We start from the raw sequence: 21,144 nt of genomic DNA on the forward strand, positions 1-21,144 counted from the left end.
TGGTCGCATGACCCGATTTCTGATCCTTGCCCTGTTCACCGCCAGCCCGGCCATCGCCGCTGATTGGCCAACAAAACCCGGAGACGTCCCCCTGTCCCCCGACGAACTGGACGCCCTGGCAGGCCAGACGTTCACCTTCTACGATGACGGCCAGGCCGCTTTTTCGGCCGGAGGGGCTTATTCCTATACCTATTCCGCAGCCAATGGCGGGGGCACGGCCTATGGTTCCTATCGCATCGCTGAGGATGGCAGCGTCTGCATCGCCTATCGCAACGGGTTCAGCCGGTGTGATTTGTATGTGCGCAGTGGTGAGAGGCTGATCCTGATCGATGAGAAAGGGGACCGGTATCCGGTGCGGCCCGAGTGAAGCGGACATGCTCCGTCAGTCGTTTCCACCAGTGGTCGCTGCGCGAGACAAAGCTGACCTCGCCAAATTATACAAGTTTCTCGCTCAGAACTTCTCGAGCTACAGTGTCCACACTTTCGACTCTATCATTGATGTTGGGATTGTTGGCCAAACGCAAAAGCTCGTCTCGTAGCTCTGTGACCACCTCCGGAGTGGAGCGAGCGATGACAAGAACGATAGTCCAGTACTTCCAAACTGCGTCGCTCCCGACCAGTACACTCGTGATATGTGGTACTATTTCTGGTCCAGCTTGCTGCAACACGGACGCAATCGGTTCGGCCACCGGCCAATTCGCGTCTTGAACCCAGAAAAGCAGTTCGGGGATAGCCTCATTGAGTGAAGGGAATCCCATTTCTCTCGCCCGATCAGTTGCGAGCAAATCATGCTTGTCTTTAGGAATGCAACTGAGAACGTTCATATTTCGAAGGTAGCGACCATGCGTAAGCACGACAATGGGTTCCAAGCTGACATGGCGTTACAACCGCCCCAACAACTCCGCCGTGGGCCACGAATCTGCTGGCAGCCCAAGTCGCACCTGTTCCGCCTGAACCGCTGCCCGCGTGCCGGCGCCCAGAATGCCATCAACCTTACCCACGTCATGCCCACGCGACTGTAGTTTGCTCTGCAACTGTTTCATCTGCGCGCCGGACAGGCCCTGTGCCGGGTTGCCCGCGTTGTAGACCTGCGCACCTTCCAACCTTGTACCGAAATAGGCGGCGGTCAGGACGTAGACAAAGCTCTGGTTCCATTCGAAATAGACGTCAAAATTCGGATAGGCCAAAAAGGCCGGTCCGTTGTGCCCCTGCGGCAGGATCAGTGAAGCGGGCAGGTTGGCCAGCGACCCGTTGCGCGCCTGAATGCCCATCGCCTGCCATTCCGACACCGGGCGCGGTTTGCCGGGGCCGGAGAGAGACCAATCCATCTGCGCAGGCACCGTGACCTCTTGCAGCCAGGGCTGACCGGGCTGCCAGCCCAGATGCGACAGCATCTTGGCGCCCGACATCAGCGCATCCGGGGCCGAAGTTTTCAGCGAAACCTTACCATCGCCATCCGCATCCACGCCGTTTTCCAGAATGTCACGGGGCAACATCTGCACCATGCCGATCTCTCCGGCCCAGGCGCCGGTGGTACGGGCGGGGTCGAAATTGCCCTGTTGATACAGCTCAATCGCAGCGAACACCTGCGGGCGGAACAACTCGGGGCGGCGGCAGTCATGAGCCAGCGTCACCAGCGCGTTGCGGGTGTTGAAATCGCCCTGAAACGCGCCGTAGTCGGTCTCGAACGCCCAGAAGGCCAGAAGAACCCCGCGCGAGACGCCGTATTCGGCCTCGATCCGGTTGAACACAGCGTCGTATTTGCGCGACATGACCTGGCCGCGCTCGATCCGGTTTTGCGAGATCAGGTGGCGGGAAAAGTCGATGAACGGTTTCTGGAACACGCCCTGCGCGCGGTCGGCTTTCAGAACGGCGTTGTCCTGCTGCACGCCTTTGAAAAACGCGTTGACGGTGGATTTGTCGAACCCCTGCTGGACGGCCTCGGCCTTTAACCCCTTAACGAAGGAATTGAACCCTCCGCCGCATTGGGCCAATGCGGGCGAGGCAAAGAGGGCGGCGGCAATAAGGCCAGAGAGAAAGCGCATGGTGGCTCCGTCAGAAAAGAAAGTTGAGCCCAACCCACACCGACACGAGGCCGAGCGCAAGCCCCCAGACCTTCCATAGCATGTCACATGCGCGGAAAACCTCCGGCGCGCCGATTTCGCGCGGAGCATTGCCGTTGACCCAGGCCAGATCGCGGACCTGCCCGTCATAGCTGCGCGGGCCGGCAAGGGCGACGTTCAGGGCGCGGGCCATTGCGGCTTCGGGCCACCCGGCATTGGGAGAGATATGGCGGCGCGCATCCGACATCATCTCGGGCCAACGTGCCCATTGACCCGACAGGGCCACGATCATCACGCAGGTCAGGCGGGCCGGGATCAGGTTCAGCACATCGTCCAGACGGGCGGCGGCCCAGCCGAAATCGCGGTATTTCTCAGTACGGTAGCCGATCATGCTGTCGGCGGTGTTGATCGCTTTGTAGATCAGCAGGCCCGGCAGACCGGCGACCAGAAACCAGAAGGCGGGCGCAATGACCCCATCGCTGAGGTTTTCCGCAGCGCTCTCGATTGCTGACCGGGCCACCTGCGCCTCGGTCATGTCGCGCGTGTCGCGTGAGACGATCATGGCGACCTTAGCGCGCCCTTCGGTTAGCGAAGCGCGCAGCCCTTCACCAACTTCCCGCACATGGGTTACCAGAGATTTCTGGGCCAGCAGGATGGCGCAGATGATGATCTCAATCACCGGCCCAAGCAGGGCCAGCAGCCGCCCGACGATCAGCGCGCCGCAAACCAGCAGGATCACGACGACAATACCTTTCAACTGCCGCTGCGCGCCGTGGTTCAGGCGCTGGTCCAGCCAGCCGATGACGTTGCCCATCATAACGGCCGGGTGCTTCACCCGCGACCACAGCCAGTCCGGCTCGCCCAAGGCAGCGTCCAGGCACATGGCGCAGACCAGCAAGAAGGCCGTGCTCACAACGCGGCCTCCAGCCTGCTCCAGCCATCTGCAGGGGGCAGGCCTAGCCGCAGGTAGGTTTGGGAATAGGGGAAGACGCGGCTCCAGATATGGGCTTGGGCAAGACGGTCTTGCCAAGCCTTGGCAATGTCGACTTCGTACAGGCGGAACAGGGTGGTGCCGCCCACAAGGGTTGCGCCTTTGGTGGTCAGCAGATCGTCCAGACGGGCGGTTTCGACGGTCAGCCGTTGGCGGGTTGCCTCGGCCCATTCGACGTCTTGCAGCGCACGGGTTCCGATCCGCAGGGCGGGGCCGGACACAGCCCAGGGGCCGGTCAGATCGTTCAGTCGGGCGATCAGCTCGGGCTGGCCTATGGCAAAACCCAGCCGTAGCCCGGCCAAGCCCCAGAATTTGCCGAAACTCTTCAACACGACAACACCGGGCCGCGCGGCTAGATGGATCAGTGAGGCCTCGGGGGTGACATCGCAAAAGCTCTCGTCGATCACGGTCAGGGGAGCATTTGCGTCTGCCTCGGTCCAGATCCGCCCGTCGGGGTTGTTGGGGTGTACGATGACGCGGGCCTCGGCCGGGGTGTCGGGCTGTATGGACCAACCCTGCGCGACAAAGGCGGCGGCGTGTTCGTTATAGGTGGGCGTCGTGATCTGCACCCGGCCTTGTGGCGCCAGCGCAGGGATGCGGGCAATCACTGCCGAGGCGCCGGGTGCGGGCAGGATCGCAGCCCCTTCCGGGACTGACCAGAACTGGCGTGCGGCTTGTGTCAGGTTCTCAAACGTGCCGTGGTCGGGCAATTCCGCCCAGTCCGAGGAGATCAGGCCGGAAACCTCATACGGGTGCGGGTTGATACCGGTGGACAAGTCCATCCAATCCGCGCGAGGTCCGCCATAGCAGGCGACGGCCCCGTCCAGCCCTCCGCCATGGTCACGCGCGGCGCGCGGGTTCAAGTTGTCGTTTTCGCCTGCCATGGGTTTTCTCGCCGGAATCGCTTGTTTCGGCCTGCTTCAAGCGGATTTTTGCCGTTTACACAAGCAAATCCGCCCGTTCGGAGCCCCTAACGGGTGCTGTTAACACTTTGTTAAGGAATAAGCGGGATCACGATTTACGGGGGACGGCACCAGACGCTTTATCATGTGCCGAGGTTGTTGCGAATGAATGTTTTGATTGTTGAGAGTAACCCCGACCTTGGTCGGGTCTGGAAAAGGCATCTTGAACGGCACGGTGCCGAAGTGACATTGGTGCCGGGACAAGAGGCTGCTATTCTTGCGCTCTATGGCCAGGATTTTGATATCATAGTATTGGATCTGGTGTTGGAAACCGGAAGTGCGTTGGCAGTAGCGGATTTCGCCAGCTACCGCCGCCCCGAGGCGCGGGTGATCTTTGTCACCAACACCACCTTTTTCTCGGACGGGTCGATTTTTGCCCACAGCCCCAACGCTTGCGCGTATGTCCAAAGCGCAACGCCGCCAGAGGACCTAGCGGCGATGGTCGAACATTATGCGGCGGGCCGCTGATCGCGCCTGTGGGGCTCCAGATAATCCAAGACGGGGTTCACCGGGATGATCCGGTTCGGATTAATCGTGTCGTGACTGAAGTGATAGTGGCGCACGATGTGGTTCATGTTCACAGTCCCGGCGACACCCGGCCACTGGTACAACTCGCGGGTATAGGCCCATAGGTTTGGGTAATCGACCAGCCGCCGACGGTTGCATTTGAAGTGAAGGTGGTAGACCGGGTCAAACCGGATCAGGGTGGTAAACAGGCGCCAGTCGGCCTCGGTCACGCGGTCGCCCATCAGGTAGCGATTTCGGGACAGGCGGTCGTCGAGCCAGTCCAGCGTGTCGAACAGGGGGGCTACGGCGGCGTCATATGCCTGTTGGGTGGTGGCAAAGCCTGCCTTGTAGACGCCGTTGTTGACGTCGGAATAGATGCGCGCGTTGACCTCTTCGATTTCATCTCGCATCGCGTCGGGCCAGTAATCGTCGGTATTGCCAGTGATCCCGTCAAAGGCCGCGTTGAACATGCGGATGATTTCCGAACTTTCGTTGGAAACGATGGTCTCTTGCTGCTTGTCCCACAGGATCGGCACGGTGACACGACCCGTGTAGGAGGGGTCGGCCTTGGTATAAATCTGGTGCGCGAAATCGAATCCATAGAGCGTATCGCCGGTTGCACCGTGGTCATCCGTTTCGAAGGTCCACCCCTTGTCCAGCATATCCGGATGCACAACAGAGACCGAGATCAGGTCACTCAGCCCTTTCAGTTCGCGGAAGATCAGCGTGCGGTGTGCCCATGGGCAGGCATGGCTGACATAGAGGTGATAGCGGTCAGGTTCTGCTTTGAAACCGCCCGTACCGGATGGGCCTGCGCTGCCATCGGATGTCAGCCAGTTGCGGAACTGCGAGGCGCTGCGTTTGAAGGCGCCGCCGGTGGATTTAGTGTCATACCAGGTGTCTTGCCATTTGCCGTCGACCAACAGGCCCATTGTGCATCCTCCGCTTGTGCGTTTCCGCAAACATAGGTCTTTGAACGGGGCCTTCCCACATCAGGCGCCGCGCATCAGGTCTGCGTGGACGCACAGGCCGGATTGAGATTTCCGTGCAACAGATCGAATTGGTGCCGCGCTATGTGACCGTCTTCACTGGATTTTTACAGTCAATGCCGCACAATGGAGTCCGTTTTCCGGGGGGAATTTATTATGACAACCTATGTTTCTAAAGAGATGAGCGCCGAATTGGATGCAGCGCGAATCGCAGGATTAAAGAAAACCAGCCGTCTTCGCGTCGAATTTGGCGACAATACCTTTAAAGTTCTCAGATTGTGGAAGGATGGTTTTACGGTTGAGGCAGAAACCACGCCGCAGCTGCGCGGGCTGGTCGATATCTACGATGGCGCGCGCCACCTGTACCAATGTCTGATTATCGCGGATGACGAGGAAGCGGGCGAGATGCGTTACGAATTCAAGCGCAGCACCGCCGCCGCCGACAAGGCTCCGCTGGATTTCTACCGCGCGCCGGATGCTCCGATCGCGCTGTTGGGGTATGAAGACTAGGGGCGGATTTCCACTACTGTGCCGTTGCGTGTCAGGCTCCAAAGCCGCGCCATCTCGGCATTTGACAGGGCGATACAGCCTGCCGTCCAGTCTCCGGGCAATGTCAGACCTGCGACGCCGTTCGGCTGCCCGTGGATGAAGATATCTCCGCCTGGATCAACACCCTGATTTTGGGCACGGTCGATATCTTCGGGCAAAGGGTAGTTGATCCCGAGTGAGAGGTGAAAAGCGCTCTGCGGATTTCGCCGGTCGATATGGAAGATCCCAACAGGGGTCTTGCCATCACCTTCCTGCTGTTTGTCGCCTTCGGGCTCGAACCCCAGCGCAACATCCGCCTGCATGACAATGGCACCGTTCAACGATGCGGTCAGTCGGCGGGCAGATTTCTCAATCAGGATATGGTCGATTTGTGTGGCCTCAGGAGCCATGGGCGGCGCAGGAGGGCGTGGTCCGAACCGATGCCAGCCAAACCACGCCGCGCCAATCAGGCAGATCAGCAGGACTATGCGTGCGATCCGCCGCATGGTCTCATTGCAAATCGGCAAACGCGTGTTTCAGGCGGGCGCAGGCCTCTTCCACCCGTGCGCGTTGGGTGGCGAGGTTGAACCGCTCGAAATTCTCGCCGCCCGGGCCGAAGCCAGGGCCGGAGGAGGTGGCGATCTTGGCGTCTTCGCGCAGGCGGCGGACGAACTCGTCGTGATCCATGCCGGTGCCCGAATAATCGACCCAGGCCAGATAGGTGGCCTGCAGGGGCATCGACCAAAGGCCGGGGATTTCGGAGATGGTCGCGTCGAACAGTTTGCGGTTGCTGTCCAGATGGGCGATCTGCTCATCGACCCAGGCCGCGCCTGCCGGAGAATAGGCGGCGGTGATCATGGCGACACCCAGCGCGCTTGGCGCATAATCCAGCGTGTGCAGCCGATAGCGCATGGCTGCGCGCAGCTCGGGGTCGGGGATGATCATGTTGCCGGTACGCTGACCTGCAATGTTGAACGTCTTGGACGCCGCCGTCAGGGTCACTGTCCACGGCCGCGCATCGGGGGCAGCCACATCCATCGGCACAAACTTGTGGCCGGGGTAAACCAGATCGTGGTGAATCTCATCCGAAACCAGGATCAAGCCGTTCCGTTCGGCAAACGCGGCCACGGCGCGCAACTCGTCCGGGGTCCAGACACGGCCCGAGGGGTTCTGCGGCGAGCACCACAGCAGCATTTTCTCCGACCCGTCCAACCGCGACTGCGCGTCCTCCAGATCGACGCCATAGCTGTCGCCGTCACGAACCAGCGGGCATTCGACCACGCGGCGGCCGGTTTTATTCACCTTGTAAGCGAACTCATGGTAGACGGGCGTGAAAATCACCACCCCGTCGCCGGGCTCGGTCCAGACATCCAGGCACAGGGCGATCGCATTGCCCAACCCCTGAGAGGTCAGCGCCCAATCGGTGTCGATTTCCCAGTTATGGCGGTTCTTCATCCACCACTGGACCGAGGCCAGATAATCTGGGTGCGTCCAGGAATAGCCAAAAACGCCGTGATCGGCCGCTTCGCGCACCGCTTCGATCACACAAGGCGCGGTGGCATAGTCGGAATCGGCCGTCCACATGGCCAGCCCATCCTGCGGCGACACGCCGTACAGGTCTTCCATCTTGTCCCATTTGGAACTGTTGGTTCCGCGGCGGTCGGTCAGGTCGTTGAAAGTCATGTCTGCTCCGTCTGTTGGGTGGAAAGCTAGCCACAATTCCGGCAGGCGCAAGGGGGGCGTTGCGGCGGGGGGCGGGATGGCCTACATCAAGCCCATGAAACGCAATATCCTGATCCATCCCGACCCCCGTCTGAAAAAGGTCTGCGCCCCGGTGGCCGACCTGTCAGACGAGCTGCGCAAACTGGCCGACGACATGCTGGAAACGATGTATGACGCCCCCGGTATCGGGCTGGCGGCACCGCAGATTGGCGTGCTGGATCGCCTGATCGTGATGGACTGCGTTAAGGAAGAAGGCGAAGCGCCGCGCCCGCTGGTCATGTTCAACCCCGAGGTCATCGCGTCCTCGGAGGAAACCAACGTCTATGAGGAAGGTTGCCTGTCGATCCCCGAGCAATTCGCCGAAGTGACCCGGCCCAAAGTGGTCGACGTCACTTGGATGGATCGCGATGGTAATTTGCAGCAGGAGACTTTCGACGGGCTTTGGGCGACCTGCGTGCAGCATGAGATCGACCACCTGAACGGCAAGCTGTTCATCGACTATCTCAAACCGCTGAAACGCCAGATGATCACCCGCAAGATGCAGAAACTGAAACGCGAACAGGCCCGCGCATGACCGTCCGCACCTGCCTGCCTTGGCCCGATAAGCGTCTGCGCACCAAGGCCGAGGACGTGGCCGAGATCACCGATGATATCCGCGCCATCTGGGACGATATGATCGACACGATGGAGGCGATGCCCGGTGTTGGCCTTGCCGGTCCACAGATCGGGGTGATGCTGCGGCTGGCGGTCGTGGATGGCTCAACCGAGCGTGGCAAGGCGGTGCGGTTGGCGAATCCCGAAATCCTGCACAGCTCGATCGAATTGCGCGAGCATGATGAGGCCAGCCCGAACCTTCCCGGCGTGTCCGCCAAGGTGAAACGCCCGCGTGCGGTGACAGTGAAATTCCTGAACGAACAGGGCATGATCGACCGCCGCGATTTCGTGGGGATCGAGGCCACCAGCGTACAGCATCAGATCGACCATCTGAACGGCCGGATGTATTTCGACCGGCTCAGCAAGGTCAAACGCGACATGCTGCTGCGCAAAGCCAAGAAACAGGGGTGACCATGCGCGTTGTCTTCATGGGAACGCCTGAGTTTTCGGTTCCGGTGCTGGATGCGCTGGTCGAGGCCGGGCATGAGATTGCCGCCGTCTACTGCCAGCCTCCGCGCCCGGCGGGCCGGGGCAAGAAGGACCGCCCAACGCCCGTTCACGCACGGGCTGAGGCGCTGGGTCTTGCGGTTCGCCATCCGGCTTCGCTGAAATCCTCTGAAGAGCAGGCCGCCTTTGCCAGTCTGAATGCCGACGTTGCGGTGGTCGTGGCGTATGGGCTGCTGCTGCCGCAACCCATTCTGGATGCGCCCACGCGTGGCTGCCTGAACATCCACGCCAGCCTGCTGCCGCGCTGGCGCGGTGCCGCGCCGATCCATCGCGCGATTATGGCAGGGGATGCGCAAACCGGTATCTGCATCATGCAGATGGAGGCCGGGCTGGACACCGGCCCCGTCCTGTTGCGGCAGGCCACCGATATCAGGCCGCAGGAAACCACGGCGCAACTGCATGACCGTCTTGCGCCCATGGGGGCCGATCTGATCGTCGAGGTGTTGGCCCGTCTGTCGGATCTGACACCCGAGCCTCAGCCAGAGGACGGTGTCACCTATGCCTCGAAAATCGACAAGGCCGAGGCGCGGGTGGACTGGTCCCGCTCGGCGGTTGAGGTTGATCGTCAGATCCGTGGCCTTTCGCCCTTTCCCGGGGCCTGGACCGAAATTGCGGGCGACCGTGTCAAACTGCTGGCCTCGACTCTGGCCGACGGGCAGGGTGCGCCCGGAGAGGTTCTGAACAACACACTCCGCGTGGCCTGTGGCGAGGGGGCGATTGACCTGTTGCGCCTGCAGCGGGCAGGAAAGGGCGCACAGGATGCGGAAACCTTCCTGCGGGGCTGGCCAGTCGCGGCCAGAACCCGCCTGAATTCGGAGTAAGCCAGATGTTCATGATCCTGATGGGCACCGTCGTGATTGCCGGTATCGTGGGATATCTGTCCGAAAAAACCGGGTTCACCCACAATGGATACCTGCCCTCGATCATCATTTGCGTGGGCGGAGCCTTCCTGTTCTATTTCGTCCGCATCATGTTCGGCATCAGCTTTGGCCCGCCCGGCCTGAACGCTGTGATCTCATCCATCGGCGCGCTGATCATCGTGCCGACGCATTGGAGGAAATAACGTGCCCGTCATCGCCCTGATCGTTATTGGAGCCGCCGCCGGGTTTCTGGCCACACGCCTGATGCGGATCGAGGCCGACATCCCCACGACCATGCTGATCGGCATCGTAGGGGCGCTGGTGGGAGGTTTCCTTCTGCGCGCATTGATCACTGTGGCGGGCTGGCTGTCGGGTTTTGTCGGCGCCGTGTTGGGCGCGTTGTTGGTCATCTGGATTTGGCAAACCTACTTGCGTCGCTAACCTCTTGACCTTCGGGTGGGATATCGGCCTGATCGCCGGAACGCTCAACCCGAAAGGTACGCCATGCCCTACGAACTAAACCCCGGTGACGTTGCCCTGATGGGGGTGCCGCTGGATCTGCACTCTTCCTTCCTGCAGGGGCCTGCGTTTGCGCCGGGCCGTATTCGTGAGGCGTTGCATTCCGGGGCGGCCAACCTGACCGCCGAGGATGGCACCGACCTGGGAGCGACTGATCGGTTCAAGGATACCGGCGATCTCGACGTCTTTGAGATGATGGGGCAGGAGCCCATCAACCGGATCGAAGCCGGGGCCGCCGCCCGCATCGCAACCGGTGCGCGGCTGTTGTCGCTGGGCGGCGATCACTCGGTGGCCTATCCGCTGATCAAGGCCCATGCCGAGCGGTATGAGGGGCTGAATATCCTGCATATCGACTCGCACCCCGACCTCTATGACAGTCAACAGATTGGCCCGCTGGGCCATGGTTGCCCTTTCGCGCGCGTAATGGAGACCTGCCAGATCAATCGTCTGGTTCAGGTCGGCATCCGCACGATGAACAAGCACCAGCAAGAGCAGGCCGACAAGTTCGGGGTCGAGGTGATCGACATGCAGAACTGGCGCCCCGATCTTGAGATCAGCTTTGACGGCCCGGTCTATCTGTCTCTGGATCTGGATGCGCTGGACCCGGCCTTTGCGCCGGGCGTGTCGCATCATGAACCCGGCGGGCTCAGCACGCGTGAGGTGATTAACCTGATCCATCGGTTCAAAGGCCAGTTTGTTGGTGCCGATATTGTCGAGTTGAACCCGCACCGTGACCCGTACGGGATGACAGCGATGGTGGCGGCGAAATTCGTCAAGGAAATCGGCGGTCGGCTGCTGTCGCGCTAACGCAATCGGGTTTCGCGGCTCGCCGTCGAACCCGGTGACCGCACGCGGACGCGAATTTAGGGCAAATCGCTGTTGAAGATGGAAATCTTGACCTTCCACGTCCCGTCGGGCTGGCGCTGCAGGATGTTGACGAACTTACCCTGTTCCGGAGGGTCCGAGTCTTCGATGGCATAAGTCCCGACCTGATACGCCGTATCCCCGCTGACCCCGAAATCGATCAATTCGTTTTTATGCGTGCCTCCGGTGTTTTCTTTGATCCGGGAACGGTAGGTTGCAAGAAAAGCTGCCTTGCCGCGCGTCATAGGCTCGCCAGGTGGCAATAGCATAATGTCCTCGGTAAAGAATGCAGCGCAGCCTTCTGCATCACCGCGATTGAACGCCTCGTTATAGGCGGCGTCAAAATCTTCGAGCGTTTTCTTCATATCCATGGGCACTCTCCGTGACGGCTCATGATGAGAACGGAAAGCTGTATCGTGCCACGCAGGGCGCTGAACCACAAACGCGCGTTATTTTGTTCAGCTACTGGCGCGGCGGGCGGCTTTTATATACGGGCAGTTGCCAGCCAAACAGCAGCGAACCGGCCCGCAAGGCCCAACAGATCAGCGCACAGGCGCCAAGGGCGATAAGCTCTTCAAATCCCAGCCGGTTTGCAACCACGGCGGTCAGTGCCCCTGCAAATGCGCAGGAGACATAAAGCTCACCTTGTTTCAGGACTAGTGGCACCTCGTTGCAGACCACGTCGCGCATCAACCCGCCCAGACAGCCTGTTGAGATGCCCATCAGCACGACAATTACGCCCGATTGGCCCAGCGACAGCGCGGCACCCGTACCGGCGGCCACCGCGACGGACAGGGCGAAACTGTCCAGCCAGACCAACCAGTTATAGCGGCTTTCAACCAGATGGGCGGTAAAGAACACCAGCACCGCTGCGCCGACAGCGATGAGGATATAGTCGGGCTGCCCGACCCAGAAAATCGGATCTCGGTTCAGCAACAGGTCCCGCACTGTGCCGCCGCCCACCGCCGTCAGGCAGGCAATGAAGGCAAATCCCACCAAGTCCAGCTGCGCCCGGCTGGCCACCAAAGCTCCGGTCAATGCAAAAACCAGAACCGAGGCATAGTCCAGCAGGGCCAGCCCGCTCACGTCTGCGCCTTTTTCGGCTTGAAAGGGGCCATACCCGCGCGGGCCAGCTCATCTGCTTTTTCGTTTTCGGGGTGGCCCGCGTGGCCCTTGACCCATTCCCAGGTCACATCATGGCGGGTCTGCGCCTCATCCAGCCGCTGCCACAGATCGACATTCTTGACCGGTTTCTTGTTCGAGGTCTTCCAGCCGTTCCGCTTCCACCCGAAAATCCAGCCGGTTACGCCGTTTTTCACATAGGCGCTGTCAGTGACCACGGTGATCTTCGAGGAACGCTCCAGCGTTTCCAGAGCGCTGATCGCGGCCAAAAGTTCCATGCGGTTGTTTGTGGTCTCGGCCTCGCCACCCTTCAGCTCGCGCTCTTTCAGGATTTTGTCGCCGTCGACCGCGCGCAGCAGCACGCCCCAGCCGCCGGGACCGGGATTGCCGGAACAGGCGCCGTCGGTATAGGCAAACAACTCAGGCATGGGCCAGCACCAGAATGAACCCGTCATAGGACCCGGCCAACCCTGTGCCCATGCCCGTGGTGATGCGGTCGATGGTGAAGCCAGCCTGCTCCAGCGCCTCTTCGATCTCGGTCTGTGAGAAATAGGTGTAGTGGCGATCCAGGTCGTCGCGATGTTCACCCGTGCCCAGCTTCAGGCCGAGAAAAAACACACCCTCGGGTTTCAGCGCGCGGTGGATTGCTGCCAGATGGCGGGGGAAATCCGCGCGGGGGGCGTGCAGCAGGGAAAAGCTGGCATAGATGCCGTCATACTCGGCCTCTTCGGTGACATCGTCAAACGTCCCCAGATGCGCATCGACGCCGTTTTCCCGTGCGTGCTCGACAAAGGCGGGGGTTGCATCCAGCGCCCGAACGGTCAGGCCCTCGCGCATGAAAAAACTGCTGTCGGACCCGGGACCTGAGCCCAGATCCAGAATGTAACCCTCGCCCACGGCCTCTGCAAAGGCCATGCGGGCTTCGATCTGTTCCGGCGGCAGGGGAATCTGAAGGTAGTCCGCCACGCGGGTCGCATAGGCGTTGATGGTTCGTTTGTCGGTCACAGGTAAACTCCTACGGCCAGGCAGGCCAGTACGATGACGGTCAGCGTTACGCGCAGCCGCAACCACCAGGTTGGGGTCAGGCGCCAATAGGCAAAGAGGGCGTCCAGAACCAGCACCCCGGCAAACCCGTACATCAGGTTGGTGCCGGTGCTAACCGGACCGCCACCGGTTTTAAAGAACGCCCATAGCGCAGGCAGAACCGACAGCATATAGCAGGTCGCCGCCTTGCTGCCCGAGGTCTTGGTGGCGAACCCCCACAGGACCCCCGACATGAAGCTTAGGATCACCGAGCCGTAGAACAGCTGCACATACGGCCCTACAAAGCGCGATCCAAGCGTCTGCGTTCCCCAGGCGTGTAGATCATCACTCAGATAGGTCAGTGCGCCCCAGATGAACGGGATCAGCCCAGCCAGCCCCAGAAAAAGCGGGGCCCTTGGAATGCCCCTCATGCGGGTTGCCTCAGGACGCGGGGGACTTTGAACTCGACGTTTTCAACAGCCGTTTCGACCAGTTCGACGGTGACGTCGAAATGATCCCGGAATGCATCGATCACTTCGTTGACCAGCACTTCGGGGGCCGAAGCGCCCGCTGTAATGGCGACGGACGAGATACCCTGAAGCGCGCGCCAATCGATATCGGTCGCGCGTTGCACCAGTTGCGCATAATTGCACCCGGCGCGCGAGGCGACCTCGACCAAACGGCGTGAGTTCGATGAATTCGGCGCGCCGACCACCAGCAGAGCATCCGACTTCGGCGCGACGGCTTTCACGGCCTCTTGCCGGTTGGTAGTGGCGTAGCAGATGTCTTCCTTGTGCGGGCCGACAATGGCCGGGAACCGGGCCTCGAGCGCGGCTACGATGTCTTTGGTGTCATCCACCGACAGGGTGGTCTGGGTGACATAGGCCAGCTTGTCCGGATCGCGCACCTGCACGGTGGCCACATCTTCGACGGTTTCGACCAGCAGAACCTCGCCATCGGGCAACTGACCCATGGTGCCGACCGTCTCGGGGTGGCCCTTGTGACCGATCATGATCATCTGCAATCCGGCATCGGCGTGGCGCTGGGCCTCGACATGCACCTTCGAGACCAGCGGGCAGGTGGCGTCGACATAGATCATCTCGCGTTGTGCAGCCGTCGCGGGCACAGACTTCGGAACGCCATGGGCCGAAAAAATCACGGGGCGGTCATCGGGACATTCGTCCAGTTCCTCGACAAACACCGCACCCTGCGCGCGCAACCCGTCAACGACGAATTTGTTGTGCACGATCTCATGGCGCACATAGACGGGGGCCCCCCATTTCTGCAGCGCCATTTCGACGATCTTGATCGCCCGGTCCACACCGGCGCAAAAGCCACGCGGAGCGGCAAGGTAAAGGGTCAGAGGGGGCTTGGTCATGTCGCAGTCTCCATAGGCCACAGGTAAGTCTTTTCCCGGCCTTGGTCCAGACGCCACATTGTCATTTGCCTGACATGAATCAGTGCTAGCCAGAAGGCGTTTTCAGCACCTGTTCTTAGTTAAAAAAGCGCGGTCAGGTTTTCATACCCTGACCGCGCCTGTTTCTTCCCCCGGTTTGGTGTGTGGCCGGGGTTTTACTGACCGCCGGCAGCCGCAACGCTGCGCGGCTCCATCGGCATTTCACGCGGAGGCCGCCCGATCACGTCGCGCAGGTCTTCCAGTTCGATGAAGTTGTCGGCCTGACGGCGCAGTTCGTCCGAGATCATCGGCGGCTGGCTGCGAATGGTCGAGACGACCGACACGCGCACGCCCTGACGTTGCAGGCTTGCAATCAGCGGGCGGAAATCCCCATCGCCCGAGAACAGCACGATATGATCGACGCGCGGCGCCAGTTCCATGGCATCGACAGTCAGTTCGATGTCCATGTTTCCTTTGACTTTCCGACGCCCCATGCTGTCGGTGTATTCTTTTGCCGGTTTCGTCACCATGGTGAAGCCGTTGTAATGCAGCCAGTCAACCAATGGACGGATCGGCGAATACTCGTCATTTTCGAGCAGCGCTGTGTAGTAGAAAGCACGAAGCATCTTGCCGCGGCGCATGAACTCCTGGCGCAGCAATTTGTAGTCGATGTCAAATCCCAGTGCTTTTGCGGCCGCATAAAGATTCGAGCCGTCGATGAACAGCGCTAGCCGTTCGTCTTTATAAAACATAAATAGTTCCTTCCGGTACAAACCAGCGACACCGGGTGTTAGGTGAGTGAGCTAGATAAAATGCGGCGCGCTGATACGTCTATAATTAGGGCATTTGATGTGTATCGCAAGCATGCAATTCGCCGGATATAGGGAGTATTATGAGCATTTCTTCGTCTAAAGCGGTCATTGCACTGGGTGGAAATCTCAGTTTGAGAGAATCTGGACCCAAGGTGACACTTAAAAGGGGAATTGACGCGATTTTGCGTCATGGGGTGGTGATTCGCGCCGTCAGTCGCTTTTTCGAGACCCCGTGCTTCCCGCCCGGCGCAGGGCCCGACTATGTGAATGCAGCCGCGCTGATCGAGACGGACAAAACCCCGGAAGAGCTGTTGCAGGTCCTGCATGAGGTCGAGCATGAATTTGGCCGCGAACGGGTGCAGCGCTGGGGGATGCGCACTCTGGATCTGGATCTGGTCTGTTATGATGATCGGGTGCTGCCGGATCGCACCGTATATGATCAATGGCTTGCCCTGCCGCCCGAGGCGCAGACGCAGCAGGCTCCGGATCAGTTGATCCTGCCGCATCCGCGCCTTCAGGATCGCGCATTTGTGCTGGTTCCAATGGCGGATGTGGCCCCCGACTGGCGCCATCCGGTGCTAGGGCGGACTGTTGCCGAGATGCTGGCAGACCTGCCCGCCGAGGATATTGCGGCAGTGACCCCTCTGTGAATGATGCATTTGCGGTATTTCTTGCTTGTCAAGGCGGGGATTCGCGCTTAGATAAACGTCTTCCTGACATGGATTCAATAACGGAGAGCGCCCCATGGCCCGCGTGACGGTTGAAGATTGCGTAGACAAGGTTCCGAACCGGTTCGAACTGGTGATGCTTGCCGCCCATCGTGCGCGCGAGATTTCCGCCGGTGCGTCGATCACCGTCGACCGTGACAACGACAAGAACCCCGTCGTGTCGCTGCGTGAGATCGCGGACGAGACCCAGAGCGCCGACGAACTGCGCGAGCGCCTGATCGAGGCCAACCAGACCCAGATCGAGGTCGATGAGCCCGAAGAAGATCAGATGGCTCTGCTGATGGGTGCGGAATCGGATAAACCGGCCGAGGACGACATGTCGGAAGAGAAGCTGCTGCGCGCTCTGATGGAGGCTCAAGGCCAGGGGTAAATCCCAAAAACGAAGGTGCGGACCGGATGATTTCTGCTGACGACCTGATTGCGCTGGTCCGCAACTACAACCCAAAAACCAATGCTGATCGCATCGCCCGGGCCTATGACTTCGGGCAAGAGATGCATGAAGGGCAATTCCGTCATTCCGGAGAGCCCTATTTTACCCACCCCGTTGCCGTTGCCGCCATCCTGACCGAACAGCGTCTGGATGATGCGACCATCATCACGGCGCTGTTGCACGACACGATCGAGGACACCAAGGCCAATTACGGCAAGGTGTCCGAGCTGTTCGGCGATGAGGTCGCCAAGCTGGTCGATGGCGTCACCAAGCTGACCAACCTTCAGCTTTCCAGCCGCGAGACCAAGCAGGCCGAGAACTTCCGTAAGCTGTTCATGGCCATGTCCAAGGACCTGCGGGTCATTCTGGTCAAACTCGCTGACCGTCTGCACAACATGCGCACGATCAAGGCGATGCGCCCGGAAAAGCAGATCGTCAAAGCGCGCGAGACGATGGACATCTACGCACCGCTTGCAGGCCGGATGGGGATGCAGTGGATGCGCGAGGAACTGGAAGACCTCGCCTTCCGCGTTCTAAACCCCGAAGGCCGTCAGTCGATCATCCGCCGGTTTATCACTCTGCAACGTGAAACCGGCGACGTGATCCATCGCATCACCGGTGACATGCGGCACGAGCTGGAAAAGGCGGGGATCGACGCCGAGGTGTTCGGACGCGCCAAGAAACCCTATTCGATCTGGCGCAAGATGCAGGAAAAGGACCAAGGCTTTTCCCGCCTGTCCGATATCTATGGTTTTCGCATCATCACCCAGACCGAGGAAGACTGTTACCGGACGTTGGGTGCGATCCACCAGCGTTGGCGTGCGGTGCCGGGGCGGTTCAAGGATTATATCAGTCAGCCGAAATCGAACGGGTATCGCTCGATCCACACCACGGTGTCGGGGCGTGACGGCAAAAGGGTCGAGGTTCAGATTCGCACCCGCCAGATGCACGACGTGGCCGAAACCGGCGTTGCAGCGCATTGGTCGTACCGCGATGGCGTGCGCTCGGAAAACCCGTTCGCAGTTGATCCGGCAAAGTGGATCGCCAATCTTACCGAACAGTTCGACAGCGAGGATGATCACGAAGATTTCCTCGAAGCTGTGAAGCTGGAAATGTACTCGGACCAGGTGTTCTGCTTCACCCCCAAGGGGGACGTGGTCAAGCTGCCGCGTGGCGCCACACCGATTGATTTTGCCTATGCAATCCACACCCGGATCGGCCACGCCTGTGTAGGCGCCAAAGTCGATGGTATCCGCGTGCCGCTGTGGACCCGGATCAAGAACGGGCAATCAGTGGACATCATCACCGCTGACGGCCAGACCCCTCAGGTCACATGGCTTGAGATCGCGGTGACCGGCAAGGCACGTACGGCTATCCGCCGCGCCCTGCGCGAAGTGGATCGCGAGCGGTTCATCAAGCTGGGCAAGGAACTGGCGCGTTCCGGTTTCGATCACGTGGGCCGCAAGGCCACCGACAAGGCTCTGGACACCGCCGCCAAACACCTGCGCCTGAAGGATCGGCACGAACTGCTGGCCCGTCTCGGCAGCGCCGAGCTGACAGCGCATGATGTGGTCAGCGCGGTCTATCCGGAACTGACGCAGGACGAGGGCGACGCTATCTCGCCGCGCCGCGCGGTGATCGGCCTAGAGCCAGGGCAGAAGTTTGACCGTGCGCCCTGCTGCCAACCGCTGCCGGGTGAACGTATCGTCGGCATCACCTATCGTGGCAAGGGCGTGGTCGTGCACGCCATCGATTGCGACCGCCTGTCCGATTACGAAAGCGAGCCCGATCGCTGGGTCGATTTGCACTGGCATTCAGGCACGCATCCGGCCGTTTATGGTGTGACGCTGGATCTGACCATCGGCAATGACGCCGGGGTACTGGGGCGTATTTGCACATTGATCGGCGAGAAAAAGGCCAATATCTCGAACCTGGAATTCGTTGATCGCAAACCGGATTTTTACCGTCTGCTGATCAGTGTCGAACTGCGTGACCTTGAACAGCTGCACTCGCTGATGCTGATGCTTGAGGCCGAAAGCGACGTTGCCGCGGTCGAACGGCATCGGTACAGGGAAAAAACCGCGGTTGCGGTTGGCTGAGAAGGGGTGATCAGGAGTGGTTTTCAAGCGCCGAGACCGACGCTCGCCCATTCGGATCGCTTCGGAGTTTGTCTATCCGCGCGGTGGCTGGACTCGCGCCTTTCACTACGTCAAACACCGCATCCGGCGCCTGCCGGATTCACCTGAACGCATCGCGCGCGGCGTCGGGGCGGGCGTGTTCACCGCGTTCACGCCGTTTTACGGGTTTCACTTCGTTATCGCGGCCGTTATCAGCCGCCTGATCAACGGCAACCTGCTGGCGTCGCTCAGCGGTACATTTTTCGGCAATCCGCTGACCTATGTGCCTATCGGCGTCGTCTGTCTGCAAACCGGAAACTACCTGCTGGGTGACGAGTTTGACGAAGGCGAAACCCACGGCCTGATGGACAGTTTTTTCAAGGCGTTGAGCGACCTGAAGAACAATTTCCTTGCGATGTTCACAGACCGCGTTGCCGATTGGCGCGGCCTTGCCGTGTTTTACGATGAGGTGTTCTTTCCCTATCTGATCGGAGGCATCCTGCCCGGGCTTCTGGCGGGGTTCATCTGCTACTATCTCAGCCTGCCGGTGGTTCGGACCTATCAGCAGCGCCGCCGCGCCCGGATCAAGGCAAAATTCGATGAAATCAAACGGCTGGCGGAAACCAAGGTGGCCGTGCCGGTTGCTCCTCCTGTAGGCTCGGAGCGTAACTCGGAAAAGGAACCAAGCGATGTCTGACAACCACCTGCGTTTGGGTGTGAATATCGACCACGTGGCCACTGTGCGCAACGCACGTGGCGGCGCTTATCCCGACCCGCTGCGTGCCGCCAAACTGGCCGAAGAAGCCGGGGCTGACGGCATCACCGCCCATCTGCGGGAAGACCGCCGTCATATCTCGGACGCTGATATCGACGGGTTGATGGAGATTCTGTCGGTGCCGCTGAACTTTGAAATGGCCGCAACGCCCGAGATGCAGCAGATCGCGCTGCGACACAAACCGCACGCGGTCTGCATCGTGCCCGAAAAGCGCGAGGAACGGACCACCGAAGGCGGGCTTGAGGTCGCGCGCGAGGAAAACAAGCTGGCCCATTACATCGCGCCGCTGCGCGAAGCGGGCTGCCGCGTATCCATCTTCATCGCCGCCGATCAGAGCCAGATTGAGGCCGCTCACCGTATTGGGGCCGAGGTGATCGAATTGCATACCGGCGCCTATTGCGACGCCCATGCCGAGGGCCGTATGGACGAGGCCGCTCGCGAGCTTGAAAGCTTGCGTGACATGTCCGCCTTTGCCCATTCACTGGGTCTTGAGGTGCACGCGGGTCATGGTCTGACCTATGACACGGTGAAACCCATTGCTGCCTTCCCCGAGGTGCGTGAACTGAATATTGGCCACTTTCTGATCGGAGAGGCTATCTTTCGCGGCCTCACGCCCGCCATTGCCGAGATGCGCCGGCTGATGGATGAGGCGCGGGCATAATGGCTCGAGAGATTCCCTCTCCCACGAAAGAAGCCACTGTAAGGCTTGACCACGTCACTTATGTCGGTCTCGTCTTTGCGGTTCTGGTGGTCTTTTCCATCATCAGGCGCGTATTTGAATTTGATCTGCCTTTCCCGCTATTGCCAATGAGTGTCGCACTTGTGGTTGCGGCATTCCTATACGGGTTGTGGGCCGGTCGGACCGGCAAGCACTGCGACCCGTCATTCAAAAGCTGGGTCGTTGCCAGAAAGATGGTGTTGACCGGGCTTTGTATCGTTCTGGCGCTATTCCTGTTTCAGGTTTTCGCGTTGGGGCTTTGGACGCTGATGGCCGACGAAACCGCGCTGATGCGATACGCCGTCCAGATCGGCGTTGTCGGTTTCATCTCATTCGTTCTGTGCCGATTTGCCTTTATGCTTGGCGTCAAAAGGGGCTTTGCGATGTTCCTGAAGAAAAAGAACCGAAGCGTATGATCCTGGGCATAGGCACAGATCTTGCGAATATTGACCGCATTCAGGGCACGCTCGACCGCTTCGGGGATCGGTTTCGCAATCGCGTATTCACTGACATAGAACAACGTAAGGCCGAACGCCGTGCCGATACAGCGGGAACCTATGCCAAACGCTGGGCCGCGAAAGAGGCCTGTTCCAAGGCGCTGGGCACCGGTCTGCGCATGGGCATCGCGTGGAAGGATATGGCGGTCACCAACCTCCGCACCGGCCAGCCGGTCATGCACGTTACCGGCTGGGCCGCCGAACGTCTGAAAGAGATGACGCCCGAAGGGCACGAGGCAATCATCCACGTCACCCTGACCGATGATCACCCTTGGGCGCAGGCCTTTGTCGTGATCGAGGCGCGACCGCTGCAAGAACAAGGCGGGCAGCCTTGACTTGCCCCCCTCGGCCCCGCATGTA

Annotated in this window: 30 protein-coding genes; 16 read left to right on the forward strand and 14 right to left on the reverse strand. The window is 60.3% G+C overall.

Annotation, left to right across the window (positions count from 1 at the left end; all coding sequences use genetic code 11):
- The first annotated feature begins 7 nt into the window (after positions 1-7).
- Entirely contained in the window at positions 8-367 is a 360-nt protein-coding gene (locus GOX63_RS21695) for a hypothetical protein (protein ID WP_170328343.1), read from the forward strand.
- A gap of 67 nt (positions 368-434) precedes the next feature.
- Here the strand turns inward: GOX63_RS21695 and GOX63_RS24175 are convergent, their stop codons facing one another.
- From GOX63_RS24175 to GOX63_RS21715, 4 genes are read right to left on the reverse strand one after another with little or no spacing between them, the layout of a single operon-like run.
- Positions 435-824: a DUF5071 domain-containing protein gene (locus tag GOX63_RS24175; protein ID WP_367646762.1), complete on the reverse strand. Its 390-nt coding sequence runs from the start codon at positions 822-824 to the stop codon at positions 435-437.
- A 57-nt stretch (positions 825-881) separates the two neighbouring features.
- Positions 882-2,045 (reverse strand): lytic murein transglycosylase, encoded by a 1,164-nt coding sequence (locus GOX63_RS21705; protein WP_170328341.1) that lies wholly within the window; start codon positions 2,043-2,045, stop codon positions 882-884.
- Between the two features lie 10 nt (positions 2,046-2,055).
- Entirely contained in the window at positions 2,056-2,976 is a 921-nt protein-coding gene (gene cbiB, locus GOX63_RS21710; RefSeq protein ID WP_170328340.1) for an adenosylcobinamide-phosphate synthase CbiB, read from the reverse strand.
- Positions 2,973-3,938 carry a threonine-phosphate decarboxylase gene (locus GOX63_RS21715; protein ID WP_170328339.1) on the reverse strand — a complete coding sequence of 322 codons (966 nt, stop codon included), beginning with the start codon at positions 3,936-3,938 and terminating at the stop codon, positions 2,973-2,975. The genes cbiB and GOX63_RS21715 overlap by 4 nt, the downstream gene beginning before the upstream one ends.
- A 183-nt stretch (positions 3,939-4,121) precedes the next feature.
- Here GOX63_RS21715 and GOX63_RS21720 point away from each other — a divergent pair, with 183 nt between their 5' ends.
- Positions 4,122-4,484 carry a response regulator transcription factor gene (locus GOX63_RS21720; protein ID WP_170328338.1) on the forward strand — a complete coding sequence of 121 codons (363 nt, stop codon included), beginning with the start codon at positions 4,122-4,124 and terminating at the stop codon, positions 4,482-4,484.
- Here the strand turns inward: GOX63_RS21720 and GOX63_RS21725 are convergent.
- Positions 4,466-5,455, reverse strand: coding sequence for a glutathione S-transferase family protein (locus GOX63_RS21725; RefSeq protein WP_170328337.1), 990 nt, complete (start codon positions 5,453-5,455; stop codon positions 4,466-4,468). The genes GOX63_RS21720 and GOX63_RS21725 overlap by 19 nt on opposite strands.
- Positions 5,456-5,668: 213 nt before the next feature.
- On the opposite strand from GOX63_RS21725, the gene GOX63_RS21730 reads away from it, so the two are divergent.
- On the forward strand, positions 5,669-6,022 hold the full coding sequence (locus GOX63_RS21730; protein ID WP_170328336.1) for a hypothetical protein: 354 nt from the start codon (positions 5,669-5,671) through the stop codon (positions 6,020-6,022).
- On the opposite strand, the gene GOX63_RS21735 is transcribed toward GOX63_RS21730, so the two are convergent.
- Both GOX63_RS21735 and GOX63_RS21740 read right to left on the reverse strand, forming a co-directional pair.
- On the reverse strand, positions 6,019-6,546 hold the full coding sequence (locus GOX63_RS21735) for a L,D-transpeptidase family protein (protein ID WP_170328335.1): 528 nt from the start codon (positions 6,544-6,546) through the stop codon (positions 6,019-6,021). The two genes, GOX63_RS21730 and GOX63_RS21735, sit on opposite strands and share 4 nt — an antisense overlap.
- 4 nt (positions 6,547-6,550) lie before the next feature.
- On the reverse strand, positions 6,551-7,723 hold the full coding sequence (locus GOX63_RS21740; protein WP_170328334.1) for a MalY/PatB family protein: 1,173 nt from the start codon (positions 7,721-7,723) through the stop codon (positions 6,551-6,553).
- A gap of 94 nt (positions 7,724-7,817) precedes the next feature.
- Between GOX63_RS21740 and def (GOX63_RS21745) the strand changes: the two genes are divergently transcribed.
- From def (GOX63_RS21745) to speB, 6 genes are all read left to right on the forward strand, one after another.
- The gene (gene def / locus GOX63_RS21745; RefSeq protein WP_170328424.1) at positions 7,818-8,336 is read left to right on the forward strand and encodes a peptide deformylase; all 519 of its coding nucleotides are present in this window, start codon (positions 7,818-7,820) and stop codon (positions 8,334-8,336) included.
- Positions 8,333-8,827, forward strand: coding sequence for a peptide deformylase (gene def, locus GOX63_RS21750; protein WP_170328333.1), 495 nt, complete (start codon positions 8,333-8,335; stop codon positions 8,825-8,827). Before def (GOX63_RS21745) ends, def (GOX63_RS21750) begins: the two co-directional genes overlap by 4 nt.
- A 2-nt stretch (positions 8,828-8,829) precedes the next feature.
- Positions 8,830-9,744 (forward strand): methionyl-tRNA formyltransferase, encoded by a 915-nt coding sequence (gene fmt / locus GOX63_RS21755; RefSeq protein WP_170547212.1) that lies wholly within the window; start codon positions 8,830-8,832, stop codon positions 9,742-9,744.
- Between the two features lie 5 nt (positions 9,745-9,749).
- Positions 9,750-9,986: a hypothetical protein gene (locus GOX63_RS21760; protein WP_170547215.1), complete on the forward strand. Its 237-nt coding sequence runs from the start codon at positions 9,750-9,752 to the stop codon at positions 9,984-9,986.
- A gap of 1 nt (position 9,987) precedes the next feature.
- Positions 9,988-10,224 (forward strand): GlsB/YeaQ/YmgE family stress response membrane protein, encoded by a 237-nt coding sequence (locus GOX63_RS21765; protein ID WP_170333744.1) that lies wholly within the window; start codon positions 9,988-9,990, stop codon positions 10,222-10,224.
- A gap of 63 nt (positions 10,225-10,287) precedes the next feature.
- Positions 10,288-11,109 carry an agmatinase gene (speB, locus tag GOX63_RS21770; protein ID WP_170547218.1) on the forward strand — a complete coding sequence of 274 codons (822 nt, stop codon included), beginning with the start codon at positions 10,288-10,290 and terminating at the stop codon, positions 11,107-11,109.
- A gap of 56 nt (positions 11,110-11,165) precedes the next feature.
- Here speB and GOX63_RS21775 read toward each other — a convergent pair whose 3' ends face one another.
- The 7 genes from GOX63_RS21775 to GOX63_RS21805 all read right to left on the reverse strand — a co-directional run bounded on the left by GOX63_RS21775 (position 11,166) and on the right by GOX63_RS21805 (position 15,459).
- The gene (locus GOX63_RS21775) at positions 11,166-11,537 is read right to left on the reverse strand and encodes a YybH family protein (protein ID WP_170328328.1); all 372 of its coding nucleotides are present in this window, start codon (positions 11,535-11,537) and stop codon (positions 11,166-11,168) included.
- Between the two features lie 91 nt (positions 11,538-11,628).
- On the reverse strand, positions 11,629-12,252 hold the full coding sequence (locus GOX63_RS21780; RefSeq protein ID WP_170328327.1) for a trimeric intracellular cation channel family protein: 624 nt from the start codon (positions 12,250-12,252) through the stop codon (positions 11,629-11,631).
- Positions 12,249-12,716, reverse strand: coding sequence for a ribonuclease HI (gene rnhA, locus GOX63_RS21785; RefSeq protein WP_170328326.1), 468 nt, complete (start codon positions 12,714-12,716; stop codon positions 12,249-12,251). The genes GOX63_RS21780 and rnhA overlap by 4 nt, the downstream gene beginning before the upstream one ends.
- Positions 12,709-13,293 carry a class I SAM-dependent DNA methyltransferase gene (locus GOX63_RS21790; protein ID WP_170328325.1) on the reverse strand — a complete coding sequence of 195 codons (585 nt, stop codon included), beginning with the start codon at positions 13,291-13,293 and terminating at the stop codon, positions 12,709-12,711. Before GOX63_RS21790 ends, rnhA begins: the two co-directional genes overlap by 8 nt.
- Complete coding sequence (locus GOX63_RS21795) at positions 13,290-13,742, reverse strand: DUF3429 domain-containing protein (RefSeq protein ID WP_170328324.1); 453 nt, start codon at positions 13,740-13,742, stop codon at positions 13,290-13,292. The genes GOX63_RS21790 and GOX63_RS21795 overlap by 4 nt, the downstream gene beginning before the upstream one ends.
- Positions 13,739-14,689, reverse strand: a complete 951-nt coding sequence (gene ispH / locus GOX63_RS21800) for a 4-hydroxy-3-methylbut-2-enyl diphosphate reductase (protein WP_170328323.1) — start codon at positions 14,687-14,689, stop codon at positions 13,739-13,741. The genes GOX63_RS21795 and ispH overlap by 4 nt, the downstream gene beginning before the upstream one ends.
- 194 nt (positions 14,690-14,883) lie before the next feature.
- Complete coding sequence (locus GOX63_RS21805; RefSeq protein WP_058283597.1) at positions 14,884-15,459, reverse strand: LabA-like NYN domain-containing protein; 576 nt, start codon at positions 15,457-15,459, stop codon at positions 14,884-14,886.
- 140 nt (positions 15,460-15,599) lie between these two features.
- Between GOX63_RS21805 and folK the strand changes: the two genes are divergently transcribed.
- The 7 genes from folK (at position 15,600) to acpS (ending at position 21,119) form a co-directional block, all read left to right on the forward strand.
- On the forward strand, positions 15,600-16,169 hold the full coding sequence (folK, locus tag GOX63_RS21810; protein ID WP_170328322.1) for a 2-amino-4-hydroxy-6-hydroxymethyldihydropteridine diphosphokinase: 570 nt from the start codon (positions 15,600-15,602) through the stop codon (positions 16,167-16,169).
- Positions 16,170-16,263: 94 nt separating this feature from the next.
- On the forward strand, positions 16,264-16,617 hold the full coding sequence (gene rpoZ / locus GOX63_RS21815; RefSeq protein ID WP_170328321.1) for a DNA-directed RNA polymerase subunit omega: 354 nt from the start codon (positions 16,264-16,266) through the stop codon (positions 16,615-16,617).
- 26 nt (positions 16,618-16,643) lie between these two features.
- Entirely contained in the window at positions 16,644-18,776 is a 2,133-nt protein-coding gene (locus GOX63_RS21820) for a RelA/SpoT family protein (RefSeq protein ID WP_170328320.1), read from the forward strand.
- A 16-nt stretch (positions 18,777-18,792) separates the two neighbouring features.
- Complete coding sequence (locus GOX63_RS21825; RefSeq protein ID WP_170328319.1) at positions 18,793-19,491, forward strand: DUF2062 domain-containing protein; 699 nt, start codon at positions 18,793-18,795, stop codon at positions 19,489-19,491.
- Positions 19,484-20,230 carry a pyridoxine 5'-phosphate synthase gene (locus tag GOX63_RS21830; RefSeq protein WP_170328318.1) on the forward strand — a complete coding sequence of 249 codons (747 nt, stop codon included), beginning with the start codon at positions 19,484-19,486 and terminating at the stop codon, positions 20,228-20,230. The genes GOX63_RS21825 and GOX63_RS21830 overlap by 8 nt, the downstream gene beginning before the upstream one ends.
- Positions 20,230-20,703, forward strand: coding sequence for a hypothetical protein (locus GOX63_RS21835; RefSeq protein ID WP_170328317.1), 474 nt, complete (start codon positions 20,230-20,232; stop codon positions 20,701-20,703). Before GOX63_RS21830 ends, GOX63_RS21835 begins: the two co-directional genes overlap by 1 nt.
- Positions 20,700-21,119 (forward strand): holo-ACP synthase, encoded by a 420-nt coding sequence (gene acpS / locus GOX63_RS21840; RefSeq protein WP_170328316.1) that lies wholly within the window; start codon positions 20,700-20,702, stop codon positions 21,117-21,119. Before GOX63_RS21835 ends, acpS begins: the two co-directional genes overlap by 4 nt.
- The last annotated feature ends 25 nt before the right edge of the window (positions 21,120-21,144 follow it).

Source organism: Ruegeria arenilitoris (assembly GCF_013031355.1).
GTDB lineage: Bacteria > Pseudomonadota > Alphaproteobacteria > Rhodobacterales > Rhodobacteraceae > Ruegeria > Ruegeria arenilitoris_C.

Bases quoted from the DNA above. Each gene is read 5' to 3' on its own strand.
- folK (WP_170328322.1), top strand. From the start codon at position 15,600: ATGAGCATTTCTTCGTCTAAAGCGGTCATTGCACTGGGTGGAAATCTC.
- rnhA (WP_170328326.1), bottom strand. From the start codon at position 12,716: ATGCCTGAGTTGTTTGCCTATACCGACGGCGCCTGTTCCGGCAATCCC.
- GOX63_RS21720 (WP_170328338.1), top strand. From the start codon at position 4,122: ATGAATGTTTTGATTGTTGAGAGTAACCCCGACCTTGGTCGGGTCTGG.
- GOX63_RS21695 (WP_170328343.1), top strand. From the start codon at position 8: ATGACCCGATTTCTGATCCTTGCCCTGTTCACCGCCAGCCCGGCCATC.
- GOX63_RS21795 (WP_170328324.1), bottom strand. From the start codon at position 13,742: ATGAGGGGCATTCCAAGGGCCCCGCTTTTTCTGGGGCTGGCTGGGCTG.
- GOX63_RS21830 (WP_170328318.1), top strand. From the start codon at position 19,484: ATGTCTGACAACCACCTGCGTTTGGGTGTGAATATCGACCACGTGGCC.
- def (WP_170328424.1), top strand. From the start codon at position 7,818: ATGAAACGCAATATCCTGATCCATCCCGACCCCCGTCTGAAAAAGGTC.
- GOX63_RS21805 (WP_058283597.1), bottom strand. From the start codon at position 15,459: ATGTTTTATAAAGACGAACGGCTAGCGCTGTTCATCGACGGCTCGAAT.
- GOX63_RS21705 (WP_170328341.1), bottom strand. From the start codon at position 2,045: ATGCGCTTTCTCTCTGGCCTTATTGCCGCCGCCCTCTTTGCCTCGCCC.
- GOX63_RS21715 (WP_170328339.1), bottom strand. From the start codon at position 3,938: ATGGCAGGCGAAAACGACAACTTGAACCCGCGCGCCGCGCGTGACCAT.
- GOX63_RS21835 (WP_170328317.1), top strand. From the start codon at position 20,230: ATGGCTCGAGAGATTCCCTCTCCCACGAAAGAAGCCACTGTAAGGCTT.
- GOX63_RS21775 (WP_170328328.1), bottom strand. From the start codon at position 11,537: ATGGATATGAAGAAAACGCTCGAAGATTTTGACGCCGCCTATAACGAG.
- GOX63_RS21730 (WP_170328336.1), top strand. From the start codon at position 5,669: ATGACAACCTATGTTTCTAAAGAGATGAGCGCCGAATTGGATGCAGCG.
- GOX63_RS21725 (WP_170328337.1), bottom strand. From the start codon at position 5,455: ATGGGCCTGTTGGTCGACGGCAAATGGCAAGACACCTGGTATGACACT.
- GOX63_RS21820 (WP_170328320.1), top strand. From the start codon at position 16,644: ATGATTTCTGCTGACGACCTGATTGCGCTGGTCCGCAACTACAACCCA.
- speB (WP_170547218.1), top strand. From the start codon at position 10,288: ATGCCCTACGAACTAAACCCCGGTGACGTTGCCCTGATGGGGGTGCCG.
- GOX63_RS21760 (WP_170547215.1), top strand. From the start codon at position 9,750: ATGTTCATGATCCTGATGGGCACCGTCGTGATTGCCGGTATCGTGGGA.
- acpS (WP_170328316.1), top strand. From the start codon at position 20,700: ATGATCCTGGGCATAGGCACAGATCTTGCGAATATTGACCGCATTCAG.
- GOX63_RS21740 (WP_170328334.1), bottom strand. From the start codon at position 7,723: ATGACTTTCAACGACCTGACCGACCGCCGCGGAACCAACAGTTCCAAA.
- fmt (WP_170547212.1), top strand. From the start codon at position 8,830: ATGCGCGTTGTCTTCATGGGAACGCCTGAGTTTTCGGTTCCGGTGCTG.
- ispH (WP_170328323.1), bottom strand. From the start codon at position 14,689: ATGACCAAGCCCCCTCTGACCCTTTACCTTGCCGCTCCGCGTGGCTTT.
- GOX63_RS21735 (WP_170328335.1), bottom strand. From the start codon at position 6,546: ATGCGGCGGATCGCACGCATAGTCCTGCTGATCTGCCTGATTGGCGCG.
- GOX63_RS24175 (WP_367646762.1), bottom strand. From the start codon at position 824: ATGAACGTTCTCAGTTGCATTCCTAAAGACAAGCATGATTTGCTCGCA.
- rpoZ (WP_170328321.1), top strand. From the start codon at position 16,264: ATGGCCCGCGTGACGGTTGAAGATTGCGTAGACAAGGTTCCGAACCGG.
- def (WP_170328333.1), top strand. From the start codon at position 8,333: ATGACCGTCCGCACCTGCCTGCCTTGGCCCGATAAGCGTCTGCGCACC.